This is a genomic window from Mycobacterium angelicum (assembly GCF_002086155.1).
GTDB lineage: Bacteria > Actinomycetota > Actinomycetes > Mycobacteriales > Mycobacteriaceae > Mycobacterium > Mycobacterium angelicum.
Genome location: NZ_MVHE01000015.1, coordinates 23,520 through 47,094, shown reverse-complemented (window position 1 = coordinate 47,094; position 23,575 = coordinate 23,520). Strand labels below are relative to the sequence as shown.

Below are 23,575 nucleotides of genomic sequence, written 5' to 3'. Positions count from 1 at the left end.
ACCAGAAACGGAGTGGTGTGTGCCCGGTCGTGTCGAGATCGATAACGTCCAGCCCGTCGTGTCGTGCGGTGCGTACCCCGCCAAGGCGGTGGTCGGCGAGGTAGTCCCGGTCAGTGCCGCGGTATGGCGCGAAGGCCACGAGGCGGTGGCAGCGACCCTGGTCGTGCGTTACCTCGGGACGGACTACCCGCACGTCGGCGACGTGCGCCGGCTCAAGGCCGTGCAAGCCCCCGAGGCCAGCGCGGTCGCCAGGGTCGATGACCACCAGCGCGTCAAGCCGCTGCTGCTGCCCATGACGCTGGGCGAGGAACCCTATGTGTTCCATGGCCACTTCACCCCCGACCGGGTCGGATTGTGGAGCTTCCGAGTCGACGGCTGGGGCGACCCGATCCACACCTGGCGCCACGGGCTGGCCGCCAAGCTGGACGCCGGGCAGGGCGAAACCGAACTTTCCAACGACCTGCTGGTCGGCGCCGCGCTGTTCGAGCGAGCCGCCGCCGGTGTGCCACGTCAGCAACGCCACCCGCTGCTGGAAACCGCAGCGGCCTTGCGTACTCCCGGTGATCCGTTGACCCGCACCGCACTGGCGCTTTCGCCGGAGATCGACGAACTGCTGGCCGAGTTTCCGTTGCGCGATCTGGTCACCCGGGGCGAGCAGTTCGGGGTGTGGGTGGACCGGCCGTTGGCCCGGTTCGGCTCGTGGTACGAATTCTTCCCGCGCTCCACCGGCGGCTGGGACGCCGACGGCAACCCGGTGCACGGCACCTTCGCCACCGCCATCTCGGCACTGCCCCGCATCGCCGAAATGGGATTCGACGTGGTGTACCTGCCACCCATCCATCCCATCGGAAAGGTGCACCGCAAGGGGCGCAACAACAATCCGGCCGCCGCTCCCGGCGACGTCGGATCGCCGTGGGCGATCGGCAGCGACGAGGGCGGCCACGACGCGGTCCATCCAAGCCTGGGCACCATCGACGACTTCGACGACTTCGTCGCCGCGGCACGTGAGCTCGGCATGGAAGTGTCCCTGGATTTAGCGTTGCAGTGCGCGCCGGACCACCCCTGGGCGCGCGAGCATCGCCAGTGGTTCACCGAATTGCCCGACGGCACCATCGCTTACGCAGAAAACCCGCCGAAGAAATATCAGGACATCTACCCACTCAACTTCGACAACGATCCGGCGGGTCTCTACGACGAAGTGTTGCGCGTGGTGCGCCACTGGATCGACCACGGCGTCAAGTTCTTTCGAGTCGACAACCCGCATACCAAGCCGCCCAACTTCTGGGCCTGGCTGATCGATCAGGTGAAGTCCGTCGACCCCGACGTGCTGTTCTTATCCGAGGCCTTCACCCCGCCCGCCCGACAGTACGGACTGGCCAAACTCGGCTTCACACAGTCATACAGCTACTTCACCTGGCGCACGGCCAAGTGGGAGCTCACCGAATTCGGCAACGACATAGCCGAACTCGCCGACTTTCGCCGTCCGAACCTGTTCGTCAATACTCCAGACATCCTGCACGCGATCCTGCAGCACAACGGTCCGGGGATGTTCGCCATCCGGGCGGTGCTGGCGGCAACCATGGGCCCGGCCTGGGGGGTGTATTCGGGCTACGAACTGTTCGAGCACCGCGCCGTGCGCGAGGGCAGTGAGGAATACCTGGACTCGGAGAAATACGAACTGCGTCCGCGCGACTTCGCCGCCGCGGTATCCGAAGGCAGATCACTGGAGCCGCTCATCGCCCGGCTCAACGCAATTCGCCGGCTGCACCCCGCCCTGCAGCAGTTGCGCACCATTCATTTCCATCACATCGACAATGACGCCCTGATGGCTTACAGCAAGTTCGATCCGGCCACCGGCGACTGCATCTTGGTCGTGGTGACGCTCAATGCATTCGGCCCCGAGGAAGCAACGCTGTGGTTAGACATGGCCGCTTTGGGTATGGATTCCTATGAACGATTTTGGGTGCGTGATGAGATCACCGGCGAGGAATACCAGTGGGGGCAGGCCAATTACATTCGTATCGACCCCGGGCGCGCCGTCGCGCACATCATCAACATGCCACTCGTTCCCCAAGAGTCTCGAAACGTGCTGCTACGCAGGAGGTGACGCATGAGCCGAACCGACCAACTCGCCGGGACGCACCTGGCGCCTGACCCGGCCGAGCTCGCACGCCTGGTTGCCGGCGCACACCACAACCCGCACGGCATTCTGGGTGCTCACGAGTACGACGACCACACGGTGATCCGGGCTTTTCGCCCCCACGCGGCGAGCGTCGTCGCATGCGTCGGCGACGAGCAGTTCCCCATGCAGCACATCGACGCCGGTCTGTTCGCCGTGGCGTTGCCCTTCGTCGATCTCATCGACTACCGGTTGAAAGTGAGTTACCCCGGCGCCGAGCACATGGTCGCCGACGCCTACCGCTTCCTGCCCACCCTGGGCGAAATGGACTTGCACCTGTTCAACGAGGGACGCCACGAACGACTCTGGGAGGTCCTCGGCGCGCACCCTCGTTCGTTCACCACCGCCGACGGTGTCGTAGCTGGCGTCTCGTTTGCGGTGTGGGCGCCGAATGCCAAGGGCGTCAACTTGATTGGTGAGTTCAACGGCTGGACCGGAAGCGACGCTCCGATGCGGGTGCTGGGATCTTCGGGGGTGTGGGAGCTGTTCTGGCCCGAGTTCCCCGCCGACGGTCTCTACAAGTTCCGGGTGCACGGCGCCGACGGCGTGGTCAGCGAGCGAGCCGACCCGTTCGCATTCGGCACCGAGGTCCCGCCGCAGACGGCATCGCGGGTGACGGTGAGCGACTACACCTGGGACGACGACAAGTGGATGCAGCGGCGGGCGCAGCTCAATCCGGTGTTCGAGCCGATGAGCACCTACGAGGTCCACCTGGGTTCGTGGCGGCCCGGTCTGACCTATCGTCAGCTTGCCACTGAACTCACCGATTACGTTGTGGAACACGGGTTTACCCATGTCGAGCTGCTACCGGTCGCCGAGCACCCATTCGCCGGGTCGTGGGGGTATCAGGTCACGTCCTACTACGCGCCGACCTCACGCTTCGGCACGCCAGACGAGTTTCGGGCGCTGGTCGACGCGCTGCACCGAGCCGGTATCGGCGTCCTCGTCGACTGGGTTCCGGCGCACTTCCCGAAGGATGCGTGGGCGCTGGGCCGCTTTGACGGCACGCCACTCTACGAGCATTCCGATCCTAAGCGCGGCGAGCAACTCGACTGGGGCACTTACGTATTCGACTTCGGCCGACCGGAGGTGCGCAATTTCCTGGTAGCCAACGCACTGTACTGGCTTGAGGAGTTCCACATCGACGGGCTGCGGGTGGACGCGGTTGCCTCGATGCTCTACCTGGATTACTCGCGTCCGGAGGGCGGCTGGACCCCGAACATCTACGGCGGCCGGGAGAACCTGGAGGCGGTGCAGTTCCTGCAGGAGATGAACGCAACGGCGCACCGGGTGGCGCCCGGCATTGTCACCATCGCCGAGGAGTCGACGTCATGGCCAGGGGTTACCCGGCCGACCAACATCGGCGGCCTCGGCTTTTCGATGAAGTGGAACATGGGCTGGATGCACGACACGCTCGACTACATCAGCCGCGACCCGGTGTACCGCAGCTACCACCACCACGAGATGACGTTCTCGATGCTCTACGCCTTCAGCGAGAACTACGTGCTGCCGCTCAGTCACGACGAGGTGGTGCACGGCAAGGGCACACTGTGGAGTCGCATGCCGGGTAACAACCACGCCAAGGCGGCCGGGCTACGCAGCCTGCTGGCCTATCAGTGGGCACACCCGGGCAAGCAGTTGCTGTTCATGGGCCAGGAGTTCGGGCAGCGCGCCGAGTGGTCCGAGCAGAACGGCCTGGACTGGTTCCAACTCGACGAAAACGGTTTCTCCAACGGCATTTTGAGACTGGTGCGCGATATCAACGCCATCTACAGCAGCCATCCCGCGCTGTGGAGTCAGGACACCACCCCTGATGGCTATTCATGGATCGACGCCAACGACTCGGCCAACAATGTCTTGAGCTTCCTGCGGTACGGCAGCGACGGCTCGGTAATGGCGTGTGTGTTCAACTACGCCGGATCCGAACACAGCAACTACCGACTCGGACTGCCCGTCGCCGGCCGCTGGCGTGAGGTCCTCAACACCGATGCCACGATCTACAACGGCTCTGGCATAGGCAATCTCGGCGGTGTCGACGCCAGCGAGGATCCGTGGCACGGCCGCCCCGCTTCGGCGGTGATGGTGCTGCCGCCTACCTCGGCGTTGTGGCTGGAGCCCGCCTAGTAAAGCGCGTTCGCCAGATTGCGCCGGCCGGCAACCACTTCCGGGTCAGCCGGATCGAAAAGCTCGAACAGCTCGATCAGCCGGGTACGCACCGCGGTACGGTCATCCCCAGATGTCCTGCGCACCAACGCAATCAGGCGTTCGAACGCGGCCGCGACCTCCTGGTTGAGGATTTGTACGTCGGCGGCGGCAAACGCCGCCTCGATGTCGCCGGGTGCGGAGTCGGCCACCGCGACGGCGTCGGGCCGCTGTGCGGTTGCGCGCGCGAGGAATTCGATCTGCCGAATGGCCGCCTTCGCTTCGACGCTACCTGGATTCGCATCCAGCACCGCCTGATACGACTCGCGCGCGGCATCGAAGTCGCCGGCCTCCAGCTCCTGTCGCGCCTGCGCCACTACCGGATCGACTTCGGCCATTTCCTCGGAATCCGTTGGGCCCCTCAGCTTTCCAGCTGTCGCGGAAACGAGAGAATCCACCCAGCGGCGCAACTGGTCGGCGGGCTGTGGGCCCTGAAAGCTTGAGATCGGTTGCCCCGCAGCTAAAGCCACCACGGTCGGCACTGCTTGAACACCGAAGATCTGAGCCACCCTGGGTGCGGCGTCGACGTTGACAGATGCCAGTGCCCACGTGCCGCTGTCCTCGGCAGCCAGGGCGGCCAGCGCGTCCAGCAGGTCGACGCAGACGTCGCTGCGCGGCGACCACAGCAACACCACGACCGGCACTTCGTCGGACCGGACGATCACCTCGTCTTCGAAATTGGCTTCGGTGATCTCGGCTGCCCCACCCGGCTGCGCCGCCGGCGCCCGGCGGGCATCCCCATCCGGCGCAGACTGCTGCTGCGCTCGCTGCTTGAGGCCGGAAAGGTCGACCGCACCGGCCATGGCAGGCCCGATCGGGGGTCGCGGACGCGTCACGGCATCAAGTCTGTCACGTAGCCCCAATCATCGATTCACCCGGTGGCAGGCCTCTGCCGCAGCAAATATGACCAATCTCACACCAGCGCCCACCATCCCGCGCGCCAGCAACCTCGTCGGGCCTAACCGGCACGCAGGATCAGAGCGTCGCCCTGTCCACCGGCGCCGCACAAAGCGGCAACGCCGTAACCCGAGCCGCGGCGCGCCAACTCCAGCGCGACGTGCAGGGTGATGCGCGCTCCGGACATGCCGATCGGGTGCCCCACGGCAATGGCACCGCCGTTGACGTTGACGATGTCGGGGCTCACCCCGAGCTCCTTCGTGGAGGCCAGCGCCACCGCGGCAAACGCCTCGTTGATCTCCACCACATCGAGCTGGTCGGCGGAGATGCCCTCACGGTCAAGCGCCTTCTTGATCGCATTGGCCGGCTGCAATTGCAGGGTCGAATCCGGCCCGGCCACCACGCCGTGCGCACCGATCTCGACCAGCCACGACAGCCCCAGCTCCTGGGCCTTCTCCTTGCGCATCACCACTACCGCGGCCGCCCCATCGGAGATCTGCGAAGCCGAGCCGGCGGTGATGGTGCCGTCCTTGCGAAACGCCGGCTTGAGACCGGCCAGCGAGTCTGCGGTGGTGTTGGCGCGAATCCCCTCGTCCTCGCTGAACTGCAGCGGATCACCCTTGCGCTGCGGGATCGTCACCGGCACCACCTCGTCGGTGAAGACGCCGTCCTTCCACGCCGCAGCTGCCTTCTGATGCGACTGAGCAGCGTATTCGTCCTGTTCCTGACGGGTGAACTTGTCGACATCGTTGCGCTGTTCGGTCAGTGCGCCCATCGGCTGGTCGGTGAATACGTCGTGCAGTCCGTCGTAGGCCATGTGGTCCAAGACCGTCACGTCGCCGTACTTGTAGCCCGACCGGCTGTCCATCAGCAGATGAGGCGCCTTGGTCATGGACTCCTGCCCACCGGCCACCACCACATCGAATTCACCGGCCCGGATGAGCTGGTCGGCAAGGGCGATCGCATCGATGCCGGACAGGCACATCTTATTGATCGTCAGCGCCGGCACATCCCAGCCGATTCCCGCCGCGACCGCCGACTGACGCGCCGGCATTTGGCCCGCGCCCGCAGTCAGCACCTGGCCCATGATCACGTACTCGACAAGAGACGCCGGGACGTTTGCTTTTTCCAAAGCGCCCTTGATGGCAATGGCTCCCAGATCGCTGGCGCTGAAATCCTTCAGCGAACCCATTAGCTTGCCTATCGGCGTGCGAGCTCCAGCAACGATCACCGATGTCGTCATGACTACCTCCTCAGCGCACGGGAACGGCCAATCCGGCCAACCCGGAGAAGCAGATTCTTTCCCGTCAGGTTACCGTTGTGTGATGACGACCGATCAAGTTGACGCCCGTCACGTTCTAGCCACCGCTTTGGTGACTGGTTTGGATCACGTCGGCATCGCGGTCGCCGACTTGGACGCCGCAATCGAGTGGTACCACGATCACCTGGGGATGATCCTGGTGCACGAGGAAGTCAATGACGATCAGGGGATTCGCGAGGCGATGCTGGCGGTGCCCGGCTCGACCGCCCAGATCCAATTGATGGCCCCCAGCGACGAGTCATCTGCCATCGCGAAGTTTCTGGAAAAGCGCGGACCGGGCATCCAGCAGCTGGCCTGCCGGGTCAGCGATCTCGACGCCCTGTGCGAGCGCCTGCAAAGCCAGGGCGTGCGGCTGGTCTACGAAGCGGCCCGGCGCGGTACGGCGAACTCCCGGATCAACTTCATCCACCCGAAGGACGCCGGCGGCGTGCTGATCGAGTTGGTCGAACCGGCTCCCTAAGACCACTCAAGACCACTTCCGAGTCGGCCCGCGATTGGCGCGGTTTGCCCAACACGGCGTATGCCAATGCCGCCGGTCTTGCACCGCTTCGGCAGATTCGATCGGCCATACCACCACATGCGCTGTGCCGGAACGGATTTCGTGGTCACACCCCGGGCAGCGGTAGGTCTTGACGGCGCGGGCCGCCGCGATCGAACGCACTTCATAGGGATGACCATCGGGCCCCGTCTCCACCCGGCTCAACAGCGGCGCCGGCGATACCGGCCGTTGCGGCCGCGGCGGTTTGCGGCGCCGGCCCATCAGAACAGCCGGTACTCGTCGCTGTCCATGCCCCGCATCTGGTCGTAATCCAATGTCACACAACGGATTCCACGATCGGTAGCCAGCGTGCGGGCCTGCGGCTTGATCTGCTGGGCCGCGAAGACCCCTTTGACCGGGGCAAGGACGCTGTCCCGATTGAGCAATTCGAGATACCGGGTGAGCTGCTCCACCCCGTCGATCTCACCGCGGCGTTTGATCTCGACCGCGACCGAGCCGCCTTGTTCGTCGCGGCACAACAGGTCAACGGGCCCGATCGCGGTCATGTACTCGCGGCGCACCAACGTGTATCCCGCACCCAGCAGCGAAACGTGCTCGGCGAGCAACGCTTGCAGGTGAGACTCGACGCCGTCTTTGACCAAACCGGGGTCGACGCCCAGATCGTGGCTGGAGTCGTGCTCGACCCCCTCCACGGTGATGCGCAGCTGTTCTCCGGACTTGTTCTGCACTACCCATACGGGTAAGTCAGCGGCGAGCTCTTCGGTCATCCAGCACGGCGGACTCATCCAGTTCAACGGCTTGTAGGCGCGGTCGTCGGCGTGCACGCTGACCGACCCGTCGGCCTTGAACAACAGCAGCCTGCGCGCGGAGGGGAGGTGAGCGGTGAGCCGGCCGACATAGTCGACAGTGCATTGAGCAACAACTAGACGCACCCGACTCACCTTAGAGCGTGGTCGACGAATGTAGGCTGACGCCACCATGTCGCCCCAAGAAAGCATGGCGCACCGACTGGGCCGCGTGCTCGAGAAGGTGACCCGGCAAAGCGGCCGGCTGACGGAGACGTCCGAGTATGGCTCATGGCTGCTCGGGGGCCTCTCAGACAGCCTGCCGCGCCGGCGGCGGCGCATGAAGCTCATCGTGAACAGCTATATCCTGCTGTCCAATCTGACCGGCATCGGCGTCGCGGTACTGATACTCACCTTTGCCTTCCCGGCGCCCAACATTTACACCGACGCGCCGTGGTGGGTCACCTACGCCGTGGCACCGGCCTACGCCACCTTCGCGCTGGCGCTGGGGACCTACTGGATCACCACGCGCATCGTCAACGGGTCCATCCGGTGGGCCATCGAGGAGCGCCGGCCCACCCAGGCCGACGAGCGCAACACCTTACTGGCCCCGTTCCGCGTAGCTGTCATCCATATCGTGTTGTGGGATATCGGAGCGATATTGCTGGCGACGCTCTACGGCATGGCGAACCGTTTGTTCATCCCCTTCATGTTGTTCACCGCATCCATAACCGGCGTCCTGGTGGCCACCAACAGCTACCTGTTCACCGAATTCGCGTTGCGTCCGGTGGCGGCTCAAGCCCTCGAAGCGGGACGAACGCCGCAGCGCTTCATGTCGGGGATCATGGGGCGGACGATGACCGTGTGGACCCTGGGTTCGGGCGCACCGCTGGCCGGCATCGCCCTGACGGCGCTGTTCACGCTGTTCGTGCGCGACCTGACGGAGACCCAGTTGGGTGTGGCGATCCTCATCCTGGCGACGGTGACCCTGATCTTCGGCTTCCTGGTGATGTGGATCATGGCGTGGCTGACCGCCACACCCGTTCGGGTCGTGCGCGCGGCACTCAAGCGCGTCGAGCAGGGCGATCTGCAGGGCGACCTGGTGGTCTTCGACGGAAGCGAACTCGGCGAGCTGCAGCGCGGTTTCAACGCGATGGTGAACGGCCTGCGCGAGCGGGAGCGGATCCGTGATCTTTTCGGACGGCACGTCGGACGTGAAGTGGCCGCGGCCGCCGAACGCGAGCGACCCAAGCTGGGTGGCGAAGAACGCCATGTCGCCGTCGTCTTCATCGACATCATCGGCTCCACGCAGTTGGTCCGCAGCCGCCGGCCGGCCGACGTCGTGCACCTGCTCAACCAGTTCTTCACCATCGTCGTGGAGGAAGTCGACCGTTACCGCGGGCTGGTCAACAAGTTCGAGGGCGACGCCTCGCTGGCGATCTTCGGGGCCCCGAACCGCCTCGACTGTCCCGAAGACGCGGCGCTGGCCGCCGCACGGACCATGGCGCAACGGCTGACGACCCAAATGCCCGAGTGTCAGGCCGGCATCGGTGTGGCAGCCGGACAGGTCGTCGCCGGCAACGTGGGTGCGCACGAACGATTCGAGTACACCGTGATCGGCGAACCCGTCAACGAAGCCGCCCGGCTGTGCGAACTCGCGAAGTCGCACCCGGTCCGGCTGCTGGCGTCGGCGACGACGGTGCACGGGGCAAGCGAAACCGAGTGCGCCCGTTGGCGTTTGGGCCAGACAGTCACACTGCGCGGTCACGACGAGCCCACCCAACTGGCCTATCCTCGAAAAGAATTAGGCTGACGCCAGGATGTCTCCCAAGCAGCCCGCCAAGAAAAGCACCGCGCAGCGCTTAGGGCGAGTGCTCGAGCGGGTTACCCGGCAAAGCGGCCGACCGGATACCCCCGCGTACGGCTCGTGGCTGCTCGGGCGGGTCGCGGAGAGCCAGCAACGCCGGCGCGTCCGCATCCAGATCATCCTGACCGTGATGGTGGTGGGCGCCAACCTGCTCGGGATCAGCGTCGCCCTGCTGCTGGTGACGGTGGCGATTCCGGCTCCCAGCGTGTTCGACCACGACCTGTTGTGGATCACCTTCGGCGTCTCCCCCGCATACATCGTGCTGGCCCTGGTCGTGGGCACTTATTGGATCACTCGGCAGACCGTCCTCGCACTGCGTTGGGCCATCGAGGAGCGCACCCCGACCCACGAGGACGAGCGCAACACCTTCCTCGCCCCCTGGCGGGTCGCGATGGTCGACCTCATTCTGTGGGGAGTCGGGGCGCTGCTGTTGGCGACCCTCTACGGTATGGCGGACCGCTTGTTCATCCCGCGGTTCCTGGTCGCGGTGAACTTCTGCGGCCTGCTGGTCGCCACCGGCAGCTATCTGCTCGCTGAATTCGCCCTGCGGCCAGTGGCGGCGCAGGCGCTCGAGGCGGGACCACCGCCCCGGCGACTCGCGCCGGGCATCATGGGCAGGACCTTGATGGTGTGGCTGTTGGGTTCGGCCGTGCCGGTGATCGGCATTGGGCTGCTGGCGTTCTTCCAACTCGTGCTGGGAAACCTGACCGAGACCGAGTTCGCGGTGGGAGTGCTGATCATCTGCGCGGCGACGGTGATCTTCGGCTTCCTGCTGATGTGGATTCTCGCGTGGCTGACGGCCACTCCGGTGCGCGTGGTCCGCGCGGCCCTCAAGCGCGTCGAACAGGGCAATCTACGGGGCGATCTGGTCGTCTTCGACGGAACCGAACTCGGCGAGCTGCAGCGCGGCTTCAACGCAATGGTCGACGGCCTACGCGAACGTGAGCGGGTCCGGGATCTGTTCGGCCGGCACGTTGGACGCGAAGTCGCCCTGGCCGCCGAGCGCGAAAAGCCGAAGCTGGGCGGCGAAGAACGCCATGTCGCGGTGGTATTCATCGATATCGTGGGCTCCACGAAGCTGGTCACCAGTCAGCCTCCGGCCGATGTCGTCAAGTTGCTCAACCGGTTTTTCGCGATAGTCGTCGAGGAAGTCGACCGCCACCACGGTTTTGTCAACAAGTTCGAGGGCGACGCGTCACTGGCAATCTTTGGCGCTCCCAACCGACTCGACAGTCCCGAAGACGCGGCGCTGGCCGCCGCGCGGACGATCGCCGACCGGCTAGTCAACGAAATGGCCGAATGCCCCGCGGGTATCGGTGTGGCGGCGGGGCAGGTTGTGGCCGGCAATGTGGGCTCCAAGGAGCGGTTTGAATACACCGTGATCGGCGAGCCGGTCAACGAAGCCGCCCGGCTATGTGAGCTGGCGAAATCGCGTCCGGGCAAGTTACTGGCTTCGGCGCAGACCTTGGAGAGCGCCAGCGAAAGTGAGCGCGCCCGTTGGACTTTGGGCAGACACGTCAAGCTGCGCGGGCACGACCAGCGGACCCGGCTTGCGTCCCCGGCCGAACCGGCCAAGCCGGCTCGCTAGCCGGCGAGGGCGTGACGTAATACCGCCATTTGCCCTACCGGCCGCCCACATTGATGTCGTTTTTCCGCCAGTCTTGTCGGTGGTCAGGTGTAACTGTGGAAGCGTGCATGAAGATTTCGAACGCTGCTATCGGGCCGTCCAGTCCAAGGACGCCCGGTTCGACGGCTGGTTCGTCATCGCGGTGCTGACCACCCGGATTTACTGCCGCCCCAGTTGCCCCGTCCGCCCGCCCTTCGCCCGTAACGTGCGGTTCCTGCCAACCGCGGCGGCCGCGCAACAGGAAGGCTTCCGGGCCTGTAAACGCTGCCGTCCTGATGCATCCCCCGGCTCGCCGGAATGGAATGTGCGCGGCGACGTTGTCGCGCGGGCGATGCGGCTAATCGCTGACGGCACCGTAGACCGCGAGGGTGTCACCGGACTCGCCGCCCACCTCGGTTACACCACCCGTCAGCTGGGGCGGTTATTGCAGGCCGAGGTCGGCGCCGGCCCCCTCGCGCTGGCCCGCGCCCAGCGGATGCAATCCGCCCGCATTCTGATCGAGACCACCGACCTGCCGTTCGGTGACGTCGCGTTCGCCGCCGGGTTTTCCAGCATCCGCCAGTTCAACGACACCGTCCGACTGGTGTGTGACAGCACGCCTAGCGTGTTACGTCGGCGCGCAACCGCCCGGTTCGGGGCCAATTCCACTTCTGCGGGCACCATTTCGCTGCGCCTACCGGTCCGAACGCCGTTTGCCTACGAAGGCGTATTCGGTCATCTGGCTGCGGGCGCCATACCAGGCTGCGAGGAAGTCCGCGGCGGCGCGTACCGCCGCACACTGCGGCTCTCCTGGGGCAACGGGCTGGTCGCTCTGACACCGGCACCCGATCACGTGCGGTGCGTGCTGGTGCTCGACGACTTCCGAGACCTCGCGGCGGCCACCGCGCGGTGCCGGCGGCTGCTCGACCTCGATGCCGACCCAGAAGCCGTGGTCGAGGCGCTGAGCCGAGACCCCGACCTGAACCCGGTGGTGGCCAAGGCTCCCGGCCAGCGCATTCCCCGCACTGTCGATGAGGCCGAGTTGGCGGTTCGCGCTGTACTGGGCCAGCAGGTATCGACGAAAGCCGCACGAACGCATGCGGCGAGGTTAGTTATCGCTTACGGGAAGCCGGTGCACGATGCCCAAGGTGGGCTGACACACACCTTTCCGTCGGTTGAGGACCTCTTGGAGAATGGGGCGATCGACCCCGCTCATCTGGCCGTTCCCAAGGCGCGCCAACGGACCTTGACCGCCCTCGTCGCCGGGCTTGCCGACGGCAGCGTCGTCCTGGACCCCGGGTGCGACTGGACCCGAGCGCGCAGCCAATTGGAGTCCCTGCCCGGCGTCGGCCCTTGGACAGCGGAGATAATCGCAATGCGCGGGCTCGGCGATCCCGACGCCTTTCCGGTCACCGACCTCGGCGTAAAGCTGGCCGCGCGGCGACTGGGTCTACCGGAACTCCAGAAGGCGCTCACCGAACACAGCGCGCGATGGCGTCCGTGGCGCTCCTACGCCACCCAGCACTTGTGGACCACCCTCGATCACCCGGTGAACTTATGGCCACCCTCGAAGGAGATTGGATGACGAACTACCGCACCATCGATAGTCCGATAGGACCGTTGACACTGGCCGGGCAGGGCCCGGTATTGACCAATCTGCGGATGGTCGACCAAACCTACGAGCCGAGCCGCACCGGCTGGGCGCCAGACGACCAGTCATTTGCTGAGGCCGTCGATCAGCTCAACGCGTATTTCGCCGGCGAACTCGTGGAATTCGATGTGCAACTCGATCTGCGCGGCACCGAATTCCAGCAGCGGGTGTGGAAGGCGTTGCTCACCATTCCGTACGGCGAGACGCGATCTTATGGAGAAATCGCCGAACAGATCGGGGCACCCGGCGCCGCACGCGCCGTGGGGTTGGCGAATGGCCACAATCCCATCGCAATCATCGTGCCGTGCCATCGCGTCATTGGCGCCAGCGGGAAACTGACCGGCTACGGCGGTGGGCTCGACCGGAAACAAACTCTGCTCGAATTGGAAAGACGCCGGGCGCCGGCCGATTTGACGCTATTCGACTAGAAATCGACCAAAAAGTAAAAACACCCCCGGAGAACCGGGGGTGTTTTTGTATGTTCGGCGGTGTCCTACTTTTCCACCCGTGCGGGCAGTATCATCGGCGCTGACAGGCTTAGCTTCCGGGTTCGGAATGGGACCGGGCGTTTCCCTGTCGCTGTGGCCGCCGTAACTCTATTTAAATTTATGCTGGTGGCGGGGTGCGGTGTTTTACGGCTATAAGCCGTCAAACTGGATTGTGGTTGCGATTGGTTGTGTTGGTAAGTTTTCGGCCGGTTAGTGCCAGTTCCCTTCACTCATTGCTGAGCTTCCAGGTCTGGCCTATCGATCCCGTGTTCTGCGGGGGGCCTTATCCCTCTAAAAGGGTGAGAAGCCTGATCTTGGAGAAGGTTTCCCGCTTAGATGCTTTCAGCGGTTATCCTGTCCGAACGTAGCTATCCAGCGGTGCTCCTGGTGGAACAACTGGTGCACTAGAGGTTCGTCCGTCCCGGTCCTCTCGTACTAGGGACAGGTTTCCTCAAGCTTCTGACGCGCGCGGCGGATAGAGACCGAACTGTCTCACGACGTTCTAAACCCAGCTCGCGTGCCGCTTTAATGGGCGAACAGCCCAACCCTTGGGACCTGCTCCAGCCCCAGGATGCGACGAGCCGACATCGAGGTGCCAAACCATCCCGTCGATATGGACTCTTGGGGAAGATCAGCCTGTTATCCCCGGGGTACCTTTTATCCGTTGAGCGACACCCCTTCCACTCGGGGGTGCCGGATCACTAATCCCGACTTTCGTCCCTGCTTGACTTGTAAGTCTCGCAGTCAAGCTCCCTTGTGCATTTACACTCAACACCTGATTGCCGTCCAGGTTGAGGGAACCTTTGGGCGCCTCCGTTACATTTTAGGAGGCAACCGCCCCAGTTAAACTACCCACCAGGCACTGTCCGTGAACCGGATATACGGTTCGACGTTAGGTGTCCAATACGATCAGAGTGGTATTTCAACAACGACTCCGCCCCAACTAGCGTTGGAGTTTCACAGTCTCCCACCTATCCTACACAAACCGTACCGAACAACAATACCAAGCTATAGTGAAGGTCCCGGGGTCTTTTCGTCCTGCCGCGCGTAACGAGCATCTTTACTCGTAGTGCAATTTCGCCGAGTCTATGGTTGAGACAGTTGAGAAGTCGTTACGCCATTCGTGCAGGTCGGAACTTACCCGACAAGGAATTTCGCTACCTTAGGATGGTTATAGTTACCACCGCCGTTTACTGGGGCTTAAATTCTCCGCTTCACCCTTACGAGTTAACGGGTCCTCTTAACCTTCCAGCACCGGGCAGGCGTCAGTCCGTATACATCGTCTTGCGACTTCGCACGGACCTGTGTTTTTAGTAAACAGTCGCTTCTCACTGGTTTCTGCGACCGGTTTCCGCTCCCACCGAAAAGGTGTTCACGGCATGCCGGTCCCCCTTCTCCCGAAGTTACGGGGGCATTTTGCCGAGTTCCTTAACCATAGTTATCTCGTACGCCTTGGTATTCTCTACCTGACCACCTGTGTTGGTTTGGGGTACGGGCCGTGTGTGAACTCGCTAGAGGCTTTTCTTGGCAGCAGAGGATCACCGAATTCGCCTCAATCGGCTATGCGTCACCTCTCAGGATTAATGAGCGACGGATTTGCCTATCGCTCTCCCTACGGGCTTGCCCCAGTATTACCACTGACTGGTACGGCTGCCTTCCTGCGTCACCCCATCGCTTGACTACTACCAACCCGGGTCCCACGCAGCCGGCGATCCTCGCACCCCGAAGGGATTGATAGACCACCATTTGGGTGGTTAGCAGAATTGATTCATCAGGGACGCGCACACACGGGTACGGGAATATCAACCCGTTGTCCATCGACTACGCCTGTCGGCCTCGCCTTAGGTCCCGACTCACCCTGGGCGGACTGGCCTGGCCCAGGAACCCTTGGTCTTTCGGCGGGCAAGGTTCTCACTTGCCTTATCGCTACTCATGCCTGCATTCTCACTCCCCCACCCTCCACCACCGGTTACCCGATGGCTTCGCTGAATGAGGGACGCTCCCCTACCCAACCTTGCGGTTGTCGCGGCTTCGGCGGTGTGCTTGAGCCCCGCTACATTATCGGCGCACAATCACTTGACCAGTGAGCTATTACGCACTCTTTCAAGGGTGGCTGCTTCTAAGCCAACCTCCTGGTTGTCTCTGCGACTGCACATCCTTTCCCACTTAGCACACGCTTTGGGGCCTTAGCCGGCGATCTGGGCTGTTTCCCTTTCGACGTACGGAGCTTATCCCCCGCCGTCTCACTGCCACGCTATACACCACGGCATTCGGAGTTTGGCTGACGTCAGTAACCTAGTAGGGCCCATCGGCCATCCAGTAGCTCTACCTCCGTGGTGAAACACGTAACGCTGCACCTAAATGCATTTCGGGGAGAACCAGCTATCACGGAGTTTGATTGGCCTTTCACCCCTACCCACAGCTCATCCCCTCAGTCTTCAACCTAAGTGGGTTCGGGCCTCCACGCGGTCTTACCCGCGCTTCACCCTGGCCATGGGTAGATCACTCCGCTTCGGGTCCAGAACATGCCACTACACCCCTTACGGGGATACGCCCTATTCAGACTCGCTTTCGCTGCGGCTACCCCACACGGGTTAACCTTGCGACATGTCCCTGACTCGCAGGCTCATTCTTCAAAAGGCACGCCATCACCCCACAAGGAGGCTCTGACGGATTGTAGGCACACGGTTTCAGGTACTCTTTCACTCCCCTCCCGGGGTACTTTTCACCATTCCCTCACGGTACTAATCCGCTATCGGTCATCGAGAAGTATTTAGGCTTACCGGGTGGTCCCGGCAGATTCACAGCAAATTCCACGGGCTCGCTGCTACTCGGGAATTGATACAAGGCAGGTGACGGGTTTTAACGTACCGGGCTCTCACCGTCTACGGCGGACCATCCCAGGCCACTTCCGCTAACCACGACACTTTTTGACTGCCCCTCAGCCAGGTAGAGCTGAGATGTATCCTCCCACGACCCCGCACACACAACCCCTACCCGGTTACACATGTGTGCGGTTTAGCCATATTCCGCGTTCGCTCGCCACTACTAGCGGAATCACTTTTGTTTTCTTTTCCTACGGGTACTGAGATGTTTCACTTCCCCGCGTTCCCTCCCGCACCCTATATATTCAGGTACGGGTAACACGACATGACTCGTGCTGGGTTTCCCCATTCGGAAATCCTCGGATCCACGCTCGGTTGGCAGCTCCCCGAGGCATATCGCAGCCTCCTACGTCCTTCATCGGCTCTCGATGCCAAGGCATCCACCATGCGCCCTTAGACACTTACAAACACTACAAAAACCAAAGAATAAAATTGCACAAATAAACACGCTGCCGCGAACGGCAACGCATACATTTGATGCTCGCAACCACTATCCAATTCTCAAACACCACACCCCACCACCAAGATGGTGGGACAACAGCTCTGGCCAAGCCTGAGTGTTGCCTCAGGACCCAATAGTGTGTCTGGCTTGTTTGTTGCCGCGCACCCGGCCCTCGTCCACTACAGACGAGAACCCCTCACGGCTCGCATCCCACCAATTGGGATGCTTTTCGTGGTGCTCCTTAGAAAGGAGGTGATCCAGCCGCACCTTCCGGTACGGCTACCTTGTTACGACTTCGTCCCAATCGCCGATCCCACCTTCGACAGCTCCCTCCCAAGGGTTAGGCCACTGGCTTCGGGTGTTACCGACTTTCATGACGTGACGGGCGGTGTGTACAAGGCCCGGGAACGTATTCACCGCAGCGTTGCTGATCTGCGATTACTAGCGACTCCGACTTCACGGGGTCGAGTTGCAGACCCCGATCCGAACTGAGACCGGCTTTAAAAGGATTCGCTTAACCTCGCGGCATCGCAGCCCTTTGTACCGGCCATTGTAGCATGTGTGAAGCCCTGGACATAAGGGGCATGATGACTTGACGTCATCCCCACCTTCCTCCGAGTTGACCCCGGCAGTCTCTCACGAGTCCCCGGCATTACCCGCTGGCAACATGAGACAAGGGTTGCGCTCGTTGCGGGACTTAACCCAACATCTCACGACACGAGCTGACGACAGCCATGCACCACCTGCACACAGGCCACAAGGGAACGCCTATCTCTAGACGCGTCCTGTGCATGTCAAACCCAGGTAAGGTTCTTCGCGTTGCATCGAATTAATCCACATGCTCCGCCGCTTGTGCGGGCCCCCGTCAATTCCTTTGAGTTTTAGCCTTGCGGCCGTACTCCCCAGGCGGGGTACTTAATGCGTTAGCTACGGCACGGATCCCAAGGAAGGAAACCCACACCTAGTACCCACCGTTTACGGCGTGGACTACCAGGGTATCTAATCCTGTTCGCTCCCCACGCTTTCGCTCCTCAGCGTCAGTTACTGCCCAGAGACCCGCCTTCGCCACCGGTGTTCCTCCTGATATCTGCGCATTCCACCGCTACACCAGGAATTCCAGTCTCCCCTGCAGTACTCCAGTCTGCCCGTATCGCCCGCACGCTCACAGTTAAGCCGTGAGATTTCACGAACAACGCGACAAACCACCTACGAGCTCTTTACGCCCAGTAATTCCGGACAACGCTCGCACCCTACGTATTACCGCGGCTGCTGGCACGTAGTTGGCCGGTGCTTCTTCTCCACCTACCGTCAATCCGAGAAAACCCGGACCTTCGTCGATGGTGAAAGAGGTTTACAACCCGAAGGCCGTCATCCCCCACGCGGCGTCGCTGCATCAGGCTTGCGCCCATTGTGCAATATTCCCCACTGCTGCCTCCCGTAGGAGTCTGGGCCGTATCTCAGTCCCAGTGTGGCCGGACACCCTCTCAGGCCGGCTACCCGTCGTCGCCTTGGTAGGCCGTCACCCCACCAACAAGCTGATAGGCCGCGGGCCCATCCCACACCGCAAAAGCTTTCCACCCCAAGGCATGCGCCTCGGGGTCCTATCCGGTATTAGACCCAGTTTCCCAGGCTTATCCCGAAGTGCAGGGCAGATTACCCACGTGTTACTCACCCGTTCGCCACTCGAGTACCCCCGAAGGGGCCTTTCCGTTCGACTTGCATGTGTTAAGCACGCCGCCAGCGTTCGTCCTGAGCCAGGATCAAACTCTCCAAACAAAAACCCCTCGATAACGAGGTGAATTCACAATCAGAGAAAATCTGACCTAACAAAAAGACACCAAAACTGGCATCTGAAAATGCGACTACACCCACACACGGGGAGTGCTAGGTGTAGTCAAAAAACAACAACAAACAAAAACACCAAACACACTATTGAGTTCTCAAACAACACGCACTTACTTGGTTTTGCCCGATTCGGGGCAACCCTGCCAGCTTAATACAGCTCCGGCAGAGGTGTCAAGCCCCGGTTTTCGGTCAGTTTTCGTGATCGAGCCCGTCGGGCGTTGTTACGAGCATACCCTCTCGATCTCAGCGCCCAAAATGCCCAGGTTCTCAACGAATAACGGGTAGCCGCGGTCGATGTGGAAGACGTCGTGCACCTCGGTGTCGCCGTCGGCGACCAGCCCCGCAAGCACCAGGCCGGCACCTGCTCGGATGTCCGAACACCACACCGGCGCGCTGGAAAGCTGCGGCAGCCCCCGCACCACGGCGTGGTGCCCGTCGGTGCGGGCGTCGGCGCCGAGCCGGATCATCTCCTCGACGAACCGGAACCGCGCCTCGAAGACGTTCTCCGTGATCATCGACGTGCCGTCGGCGATCGAAGCCAGGGCGATGGCCATGGGCTGCAGATCTGTCGGAAATCCCGGGAAGGGCAGTGTCGCGACGTTGACGGCCTTCGGCCGCTCGTACTGCACCACCCGGAAACTGTCGTCGGTTTGGGTGACAGTGGCGCCGGCGTCGTGCAACTTATGCAGGACCAACTGCAGGTGAGACGGGTCGATGCCGGTGACCGTGATGTCACCGCGAGTCATGGCGGCGGCGATGCCCCACGTGGCGGCGACGATGCGGTCCCCGATCACGCGGTGCTCGGTCGGGTACAGCCGCGGAACACCGGTGATGGTCATGGTCGGCGAACCCGCACCTTCGACCTGGGCGCCCATTTGGTTCAGCATCGTGCAGAGGTCCACCACGTCGGGTTCGCGCGCCGCGTTGTGAATCGTGGTGACACCCTCTGCGACCACCGCGGCCATCAGGATGTTCTCGGTGGCACCAACAGAGGGGAACTCCAGCTGAATCTCCGCGCCGCGCAACGTTTCTGCCTGGGCCACCACACAGCCATGCTCGATATTGCATTGCGCGCCCAACTGACGTAGGCCCGCTTGGTGCATATCGAGCGGACGCGACCCGATCGCATCACCACCGGGAAGTGCGACCCGGGCCTGCTTGCAGCGCCCGACCAGCGGACCCAGCACACATACCGAGGCCCGGAACTGGCGCACCGCCGCGAAGTCGGCGTCGTACTTGGGTTCGTCGGGTGAGGTGATGCGGGCAATGTCACCGTCGAGCTCGACGGTGGCACCCAGGCCGCGCAGTACCTCGGCCATCAGCGGCACGTCGAGGATGTCCGGGCAGTTGGTGATCGTGCTGGTGCCCTCGGCGAGCAGGGTCGCGGCCATGAGTTTGAGCACACTGTTCTTGGCGCCCCCGACGGCGACTTCGCCTGACAACCGGTTGCCGCCGGTCACCACGAAACGCTCCGCCACCCGGGTCAGTGTAGTGAAGCGGTTTCGGCTTGTCAGTCAGCCAACACATGATCCCTGCGCAGGCAGCGGTACGGTTTTTGCTCATGGGAGTCCACCTGACCCGCATCTATACCCGCACCGGCGACGACGGCACGACGGGACTGAGCGATTTCTCACGGGTTTCCAAGACCGATCCGCGGCTGGTTGCTTACGCGGACTGTGACGAGGCCAACTCCGCGATCGGCGTCGCCATCGCGTTGGGTGGCCCTGACGAGCAGATCGCCGCGGTACTGCGCCACATCCAGAACGACTTGTTCGACGCCGGCGCGGATCTCTCGACGCCGGTGGTGGCACATCCCGAGCACCCTCCGCTGCGCATCACCCAGTCCTACATCGACCGACTGGAAAGCTGGTGTGACACCTACAACGAGGACTTGCCGGCGCTGAATTCCTTTGTGTTGCCCGGCGGTTCGCCGCTTTCGGCGCTACTGCACGTCGCACGCACGGTAGTCCGGCGGGCCGAGCGCTCGGCGTGGACGGCGGTCCAGGCCCATCCGGACGGGGTCAGCGACTTGCCGGCGAAGTATCTGAACCGGTTGTCGGATTTGCTCTTCATCCTGTCGCGCTTAGCGAACCCCGCCGGTGACGTGCTGTGGCGTCCCGGCGGCGGCACGAGCGAAAAGGCCTGACATGAAACGTAATCGGTCGATTCCTCCGGCGGCCGTGATACCCGTGCTCGTGTATCCCGATGTGCGTGCCGCGGTGGAGTGGCTCACCGCGGCCTTCGGCTTCATCGAGCGAACGCGCATCGGCGAGAGTCACCGGGCCCAGCTGAGCATCGGCGAGCACGCGGCAATGATCGTCGCGGACGTCGCTGCTGAGCGGCAGCCTCCGACGGCCGGCGTCGTCACGCACGAGATCAAGGTGCGGGTCGGCGACGTGAACGCTCAGTACGAGCGCGCCCGGGCGGCGGGCGCGAAGGTACTGGAGCCGCCCGTCGACCGCGAGTATGGCGAACGGGAATGCACCGTCGAAGATCTCGCCGGCCATCGCTGGCAGTTCAGCGAAACGATGCGTGACGTAGCGCCCGAGGCATACGGATGCCAGACCGTCACGCCATGGCCCGGCCAGAATTAGACGCTGCGGCGACGGGCCCGCGGTGACGGGCGTGACTCCAGCCACGATTGAAATGCGGTCAATGCGCCTCTGTCCAAAGCTATTTCGTAGCCGACCCGGCGCTCCTGCGTGGTATCGCGCAATTCCAGCACCACGATCTCGTCGGTCATGATGTCGAATTCGTCGCCCCGTGGCGCGCGCCTTGCCACGACCTCTAAGCCCCGCCTGCTGAGCCGGCGATCCGGCCATAGCCGCAGGCTGGACAGCCGGTAAAACGCTGCCTCGCCGCCGCGATAGCGGATCACTCCATGGCGCCAGCCGTGACCTCCGACCGCAGGGATGTCACGCATGATTCCCGCCGTTCCGCCCTGCCGCAGCTTCCATAGGCGGTAGCTCAGCGCGAGGACGGCGACGCCCAGCAGGACGACGAGCACGACCATGCCGACCATGGGCGCGCTCATCGGGCTACTTAGTCGATCGCGCCGACGGCGCGCAATCTGGCGCGGCCCCTGGCGGCGATCTTCGGGTCATCGGACTCGGCGTCTTCTTTGGCGGCGTGCTCGTCGATGTCCTTCTCGAACTCGGCCGACTCGGCGAGGATGCTGACGCCCTCTTCGGTTACCGACAGGAAGCCGCCATCCACCGCTATGCGAAGGTCGTCGTCACCTTCACGGGCAACCCGGACCATCGCGTCGTCGACCAATTGCGCTACCAACGGAATGTGGTGGGGCAAAATACCGATCTCGCCAACGGTGGTGCGGGTGAAGAGAAATGTCGCCTCTCCCGACCAGATCTTCCGATCGACAGCCACGATCTCAACGTTCAATTCGGCCATGCCACACCACCTTTCGCCTCAGCAGGATCCTCTTTAGAGCTTGACGTCGAAGCTCTCGGCCTTCTTCGCCAAGTCGTCGAGGCCACCGATCAGGAAGAAGGCCTGCTCGGGCACGTGGTCGAAGTCGCCCTTGGTCAAACGGTCGAACGCTTCAATGGTCTCCTTGACCGGAACCGTCGAACCGGGCTGACCGGTGAACTGCTCGGCCGCCATCATGTTCTGCGACAGGAACCGCTCGATGCGTCGCGCCCGGTTGACCAGCTGCTTGTCCTCTTCGGACAGCTCGTCGATACCGAGAATGGCGATGATGTCCTGAAGGTCCTTGTAGCGCTGCAGAATTCGAATGACTTCTTGCGCGACGCGGTAGTGCTCGTCGCCCACGACACTGGGGTCCAGGATGGTCGAGCTGGACGCCAGCGGATCCACGGCCGGGAAGATGCCCTTCGAGAACACCGACCGGGAGAGTTCCGTAGTGGCATCCAGATGGGCGAACGTGGTCGCCGGTGCGGGGTCGGTGTAGTCGTCGGCGGGCACGTACACCGCTTGCATCGACGTGATGGACCGGCCGCGCGTCGAGGTGATGCGCTCCTGCAGCTCACCCATCTCGTCGGCCAGGGTGGGCTGGTATCCCACCGCAGACGGCATACGGCCGAGTAGCGTGGAGACCTCCGAACCGGCCTGGGTGAACCGGAAGATGTTGTCGATGAACAGCAGCACGTCCTGGCCGGCCTCGTCACGGAACCACTCGGCCATCGTCAGCGCGGACAGCGCAACCCGCATACGGGTGCCGGGCGGCTCGTCCATCTGACCGAACACCAGCGCGGTGTCCTTGAGCACATCGGCTTCCTTGAGCTCGACCCAGAGGTCGTTGCCCTCGCGGGTACGCTCCCCCACCCCGGCGAATACCGAAGTGCCACCGAAGTTTCGGGCGATACGGTTGATCATCTCCTGGATGAGCACCGTCTTGCCGACGCCGGCACCACCGAACAGGGCGATCTTGCCGCCACGCACGTAGGGAGTCAGCAGGTCGACGACCTTCAGACCGGTTTCGAGCATCTCGGTGCGAGGCTCCAGGTCCTCGAAGGCCGGCGGCTTGCGGTGAATCGACCAGTGCTCGAAGTCTTCTCCGTATCCCGGCTTGTCCAGGCAGTACCCCAACGCGTTGAACACGTGGCCCTTGACGGCCTCGCCGACCGGCACCGAAATCGAGTTGCCGGTGTCGGTGACCTCGACGCCGCGCACCAGTCCGTCGGTGGGCTGCAACGAGATCGTGCGCACCAGGTTGTCACCCAGATGCTGGGCCACCTCAAGCGTCAGGGTCTTGGCAAGCGCCTCGAACTTGATTTCGGCGTGCAGCGCGTTGAACAGCTCCGGGACGGATCCACGCGGGAACTCGACGTCGACGACGGGTCCGGTGACCCGAACGACGCGACCGCTGGTGTCCGAGTTTGTCTTGTCGGTCTTTTCGGCTGTGGCAGTCATAGTCTTTCGCTTCCTCGT

General features: G+C 63.1%; 17 protein-coding genes and 3 rRNA genes. 9 read left to right on the top strand and 11 right to left on the bottom strand.

Translation table 11 applies throughout. The annotated features are described in order from the left end of the window. Window positions 1–19 precede the first annotated feature (19 nt). Window positions 20–2,107, top strand: a complete 2,088-nt coding sequence (locus tag BST12_RS12455) for an alpha-1,4-glucan--maltose-1-phosphate maltosyltransferase (protein ID WP_211281264.1) — start codon at window positions 20–22, stop codon at window positions 2,105–2,107. 3 nt (window positions 2,108–2,110) lie between these two features. Continuing rightward, a complete protein-coding gene (gene glgB / locus BST12_RS12450) occupies window positions 2,111–4,303 on the top strand; it encodes a 1,4-alpha-glucan branching protein GlgB (protein WP_083113433.1) in 2,193 nt (730 codons plus the stop codon). On the opposite strand, the gene BST12_RS12445 is transcribed toward glgB, so the two are convergent. Further along, a complete protein-coding gene (locus BST12_RS12445) occupies window positions 4,300–5,217 on the bottom strand; it encodes a tetratricopeptide repeat protein (protein ID WP_083113432.1) in 918 nt (305 codons plus the stop codon). The genes glgB and BST12_RS12445 overlap by 4 nt on opposite strands. A 122-nt stretch (window positions 5,218–5,339) precedes the next feature. Then, on the bottom strand, window positions 5,340–6,521 hold the full coding sequence (locus tag BST12_RS12440; RefSeq protein ID WP_083113431.1) for an acetyl-CoA C-acetyltransferase: 1,182 nt from the start codon (window positions 6,519–6,521) through the stop codon (window positions 5,340–5,342). 79 nt (window positions 6,522–6,600) lie between these two features. On the opposite strand from BST12_RS12440, the gene mce reads away from it, so the two are divergent. Next, window positions 6,601–7,059 carry a methylmalonyl-CoA epimerase gene (mce, locus tag BST12_RS12435; protein ID WP_083113430.1) on the top strand — a complete coding sequence of 153 codons (459 nt, stop codon included), beginning with the start codon at window positions 6,601–6,603 and terminating at the stop codon, window positions 7,057–7,059. Between the two features lie 6 nt (window positions 7,060–7,065). Here the strand turns inward: mce and BST12_RS12430 are convergent, their stop codons facing one another. Continuing rightward, entirely contained in the window at window positions 7,066–7,359 is a 294-nt protein-coding gene (locus tag BST12_RS12430) for a hypothetical protein (protein ID WP_083113429.1), read from the bottom strand. Next, a complete protein-coding gene (gene nucS / locus BST12_RS12425; RefSeq protein ID WP_083113428.1) occupies window positions 7,359–8,030 on the bottom strand; it encodes an endonuclease NucS in 672 nt (223 codons plus the stop codon). The genes BST12_RS12430 and nucS overlap by 1 nt, the downstream gene beginning before the upstream one ends. A 46-nt stretch (window positions 8,031–8,076) precedes the next feature. On the opposite strand from nucS, the gene BST12_RS12420 reads away from it, so the two are divergent. From BST12_RS12420 to BST12_RS12405, 4 genes are all read left to right on the top strand, one after another. Then, window positions 8,077–9,696, top strand: coding sequence for an adenylate/guanylate cyclase domain-containing protein (locus tag BST12_RS12420; RefSeq protein WP_083113427.1), 1,620 nt, complete (start codon window positions 8,077–8,079; stop codon window positions 9,694–9,696). A gap of 7 nt (window positions 9,697–9,703) precedes the next feature. After that, complete coding sequence (locus BST12_RS12415) at window positions 9,704–11,338, top strand: adenylate/guanylate cyclase domain-containing protein (protein ID WP_083113426.1); 1,635 nt, start codon at window positions 9,704–9,706, stop codon at window positions 11,336–11,338. Window positions 11,339–11,441: 103 nt separating this feature from the next. After that, window positions 11,442–12,941 carry a DNA-3-methyladenine glycosylase 2 family protein gene (locus BST12_RS12410; protein ID WP_083113425.1) on the top strand — a complete coding sequence of 500 codons (1,500 nt, stop codon included), beginning with the start codon at window positions 11,442–11,444 and terminating at the stop codon, window positions 12,939–12,941. Beyond that, on the top strand, window positions 12,938–13,435 hold the full coding sequence (locus BST12_RS12405; protein WP_083113424.1) for a methylated-DNA--[protein]-cysteine S-methyltransferase: 498 nt from the start codon (window positions 12,938–12,940) through the stop codon (window positions 13,433–13,435). Before BST12_RS12410 ends, BST12_RS12405 begins: the two co-directional genes overlap by 4 nt. A 52-nt stretch (window positions 13,436–13,487) precedes the next feature. On the opposite strand, the gene rrf is transcribed toward BST12_RS12405, so the two are convergent. The 4 genes from rrf to murA all read right to left on the bottom strand — a co-directional run bounded on the left by rrf (window position 13,488) and on the right by murA (window position 20,145). Next, window positions 13,488–13,600 (bottom strand): 5S ribosomal RNA (gene rrf / locus BST12_RS12400). An 85-nt stretch (window positions 13,601–13,685) separates the two neighbouring features. Continuing rightward, window positions 13,686–16,787: ribosomal RNA gene (locus BST12_RS12395) — 23S ribosomal RNA — on the bottom strand. 280 nt (window positions 16,788–17,067) lie between these two features. Next, window positions 17,068–18,598, bottom strand: a 16S ribosomal RNA gene (locus tag BST12_RS12390). Together the 16S, 23S and 5S rRNA genes form the textbook arrangement of a ribosomal RNA operon. A gap of 290 nt (window positions 18,599–18,888) precedes the next feature. Further along, window positions 18,889–20,145: a UDP-N-acetylglucosamine 1-carboxyvinyltransferase gene (gene murA, locus BST12_RS12385; RefSeq protein ID WP_083113423.1), complete on the bottom strand. Its 1,257-nt coding sequence runs from the start codon at window positions 20,143–20,145 to the stop codon at window positions 18,889–18,891. 83 nt (window positions 20,146–20,228) lie between these two features. Here murA and BST12_RS12380 point away from each other — a divergent pair, with 83 nt between their 5' ends. Both BST12_RS12380 and BST12_RS12375 read left to right on the top strand, forming a co-directional pair. Continuing rightward, complete coding sequence (locus BST12_RS12380) at window positions 20,229–20,813, top strand: cob(I)yrinic acid a,c-diamide adenosyltransferase (protein WP_083113486.1); 585 nt, start codon at window positions 20,229–20,231, stop codon at window positions 20,811–20,813. A 43-nt stretch (window positions 20,814–20,856) separates the two neighbouring features. Beyond that, a complete protein-coding gene (locus BST12_RS12375) occupies window positions 20,857–21,261 on the top strand; it encodes a VOC family protein (RefSeq protein ID WP_211281263.1) in 405 nt (134 codons plus the stop codon). Here the strand turns inward: BST12_RS12375 and BST12_RS12370 are convergent. Genes BST12_RS12370 through atpD form a run of 3 tightly spaced genes read right to left on the bottom strand, consistent with a single transcriptional unit; the run spans window position 21,258 to window position 23,557 of the window. Further along, the gene (locus tag BST12_RS12370) at window positions 21,258–21,701 is read right to left on the bottom strand and encodes a DUF2550 domain-containing protein (RefSeq protein ID WP_083113421.1); all 444 of its coding nucleotides are present in this window, start codon (window positions 21,699–21,701) and stop codon (window positions 21,258–21,260) included. The genes BST12_RS12375 and BST12_RS12370 overlap by 4 nt on opposite strands. Before the next feature lie 8 nt (window positions 21,702–21,709). After that, window positions 21,710–22,075 (bottom strand): F0F1 ATP synthase subunit epsilon, encoded by a 366-nt coding sequence (locus tag BST12_RS12365; protein ID WP_083113420.1) that lies wholly within the window; start codon window positions 22,073–22,075, stop codon window positions 21,710–21,712. Between the two features lie 33 nt (window positions 22,076–22,108). Further along, the gene (atpD, locus tag BST12_RS12360) at window positions 22,109–23,557 is read right to left on the bottom strand and encodes a F0F1 ATP synthase subunit beta (RefSeq protein ID WP_083113419.1); all 1,449 of its coding nucleotides are present in this window, start codon (window positions 23,555–23,557) and stop codon (window positions 22,109–22,111) included. Window positions 23,558–23,575 lie beyond the last annotated feature (18 nt).

What these genes read in the sequence shown, in the direction of transcription:
- BST12_RS12420 (WP_083113427.1), top strand. Translation starts at nt 8,077, where the DNA reads ATGTCGCCCCAAGAAAGCATGGCGCACCGACTGGGCCGCGTGCTCGAG.
- BST12_RS12430 (WP_083113429.1), bottom strand. Translation starts at nt 7,359, where the DNA reads ATGGGCCGGCGCCGCAAACCGCCGCGGCCGCAACGGCCGGTATCGCCG.
- BST12_RS12415 (WP_083113426.1), top strand. Translation starts at nt 9,704, where the DNA reads ATGTCTCCCAAGCAGCCCGCCAAGAAAAGCACCGCGCAGCGCTTAGGG.
- glgB (WP_083113433.1), top strand. Translation starts at nt 2,111, where the DNA reads ATGAGCCGAACCGACCAACTCGCCGGGACGCACCTGGCGCCTGACCCG.
- BST12_RS12440 (WP_083113431.1), bottom strand. Translation starts at nt 6,521, where the DNA reads ATGACGACATCGGTGATCGTTGCTGGAGCTCGCACGCCGATAGGCAAG.
- BST12_RS12380 (WP_083113486.1), top strand. Translation starts at nt 20,229, where the DNA reads ATGGGAGTCCACCTGACCCGCATCTATACCCGCACCGGCGACGACGGC.
- BST12_RS12370 (WP_083113421.1), bottom strand. Translation starts at nt 21,701, where the DNA reads ATGAGCGCGCCCATGGTCGGCATGGTCGTGCTCGTCGTCCTGCTGGGC.
- BST12_RS12365 (WP_083113420.1), bottom strand. Translation starts at nt 22,075, where the DNA reads ATGGCCGAATTGAACGTTGAGATCGTGGCTGTCGATCGGAAGATCTGG.
- BST12_RS12405 (WP_083113424.1), top strand. Translation starts at nt 12,938, where the DNA reads ATGACGAACTACCGCACCATCGATAGTCCGATAGGACCGTTGACACTG.
- atpD (WP_083113419.1), bottom strand. Translation starts at nt 23,557, where the DNA reads ATGACTGCCACAGCCGAAAAGACCGACAAGACAAACTCGGACACCAGC.